Below are 1,842 nucleotides of genomic sequence, written 5' to 3' on the forward strand. Positions count from 1 at the left end.
CCGGCGCAGGCGCGGCGGCGGGCCTCACACCGCCAGCACGCCGCGCGGCGCCGGCGCGCGGTAGGCGGGGAACCAGCCCTCCGCCCCGCCGAAGGCCGCGTAGCGCGCGGGGTCCAGCACCGCGCCCAGCAGCAGGTTGGTGCGGACATCGTTGGCGAAGCCGGCCTTGAAGCGCTCCAGCCCGCAGGCCGGCGTGCGCGCATCTGCCAGCCCGCCGCCAAGCACGACGCAGGACACGCCCTCCGCCAGCAGCGTCCGCACCGCGACGTCCACCAGCGGATAGCCTGCGCCCGCGGCGCGCCCCGCCGCATCGGTCGCCGCCAGGTGGTACCAGGCCAAGGCGCCATGTCGCAGCCAGAGCGACATGCCCACGACGCCCTGCACCGTGCGCGCGGCGAAGGCACGCGGCGCCAGCGGCAGCAGCGCGCGCGCATAGCACGCGCCGAAATCCTGCGGCCCGCCGGCGAGGTTCTTCGCCGCGACCAGCCCGCCATAGAGCCGGACCCAATCGGCCAGCGCGTCGGCGAAGGGGATCTCCGCCACGTCGCACCGTCGGGCCGCGCGGCGCAGCTCGGCACGGTGGTGCGTGCCCGGCGCGTAGCCGTCCCGCACGATGTGATGCCGCTTGAAGGGCCGTGCATGATCGAAGCGCGCCGGATCCGCGCAGGCCAGGACGGGATCGGAGACGAAGACGGCGCTCACCGCGCCGTCGCGCCGCATCTCCTCCAGCCCCGCCGCGATGTCCCAGCCTGGCGCAAAGGGCATCAGCGGATAGGGACCGGCGATATCCTGCGCATCGGCACCCGGAACCGGCCGCCGCAGCACCGCCGCGCCGTGCCAGGCCGCGATCAGGACCGGCTGCAACCCGCCGCCTGCCGCCAGCGCCGCCGCGTAGCGCGGGTCGGCATAGGGCGCGATCATGCCGGCGCGCTGCGCCAGGCCGCCGGCATCGCGGACACGTCGCGCCGTGCCTCGCGCCAGACGTGGAAGGTGTACTCCCACAGGCCGTAATCCGCACGCATCGAGACATGCCGCGCCAGGTGCAGGCGGCAGAAGCGCAGAACCTCGTCCGCTGGCCAGTGGAACAGGTCGTCGCGTTCCCACTCCACATGCTTGCTCATCGCGTTGAAGGCCAGGCAGCGCGCGGCATGCGGCCACAGCGCCGCCAGCGTCGCCTCGCTGTAGGCCTGCATCTCCGCGGACGTATTGGCGAAGCGCGCGGTGAAGATGCCGATCGCCACCACCGCGTCATGGTCGCCGGGCACGCCATCGCGCAGCACGTCACCATGCACGAAGCGCAGCTCGGGCCAGCGCGCCCGCGCCTGCTCCAGGATTGCCACGCTGGCGTCGAGGCCGGTGTACTCCACCGCCTCCAGCAGCCCGTTGGCGGCCAGCCAGTCCGGCAGGAACCCCAGGCCGCAGCCCACATCCAGCAGCCGCAGCCGTCCCTGCCCGGCCTGAAGCAGCGGGCCGAGAACCACCGCGTAGCGCGTCGCCAGGTCCGGCGCGTTCGGCCACCACAAGCCCTCCGGCGTCGCGCCGTGTTCCGCGAAGCGCGCCTCGATGCTGCCGACGATGCGCCGCAGCGTCTCGTCATGCGTGTCCATCGCCGTTCCCCCTTACGCGGCCGCCGGCAGGTCGAGCGACGCCGCCAGCCGCGCCGCATCGGCCACGATGTCCTGCACCAGCGCATGCCCACCCGTGGCCGGGCGCAGCACCGCCAGGTTGGCGAAGCCGCCGAGCGCGTGCAGCGCGGCGTCCCGCGCCGCACGCGCCGCCACCGTCTCCACCGCGAAGCGCCCGGTGCCGAGCGGGACCTCGGCGCGCAGCACGCCGCCGCCG

3 protein-coding genes are annotated in these 1,842 nt (G+C 74.7%); all 3 read right to left on the minus strand.

The window, feature by feature from the left end; genetic code table 11:
- Positions 1 to 24 precede the first annotated feature (24 nt).
- Positions 25 to 921 (minus strand): GNAT family N-acetyltransferase, encoded by an 897-nt coding sequence (locus tag OZN99_RS30820; protein WP_270939019.1) that lies wholly within the window; start codon positions 919 to 921, stop codon positions 25 to 27.
- A complete protein-coding gene (locus OZN99_RS30825; protein WP_270939020.1) occupies positions 918 to 1,607 on the minus strand; it encodes a class I SAM-dependent methyltransferase in 690 nt (229 codons plus the stop codon). The genes OZN99_RS30820 and OZN99_RS30825 overlap by 4 nt, the downstream gene beginning before the upstream one ends.
- Before the next feature lie 12 nt (positions 1,608 to 1,619).
- On the minus strand, positions 1,620 to 1,842 hold a 223-nt coding region (locus OZN99_RS30830), incomplete at its 5' end, for a hypothetical protein (RefSeq protein WP_270939021.1).

Source organism: Falsiroseomonas oryzae (assembly GCF_027856955.1).
Lineage (GTDB): Bacteria > Pseudomonadota > Alphaproteobacteria > Acetobacterales > Acetobacteraceae > Falsiroseomonas > Falsiroseomonas oryzae.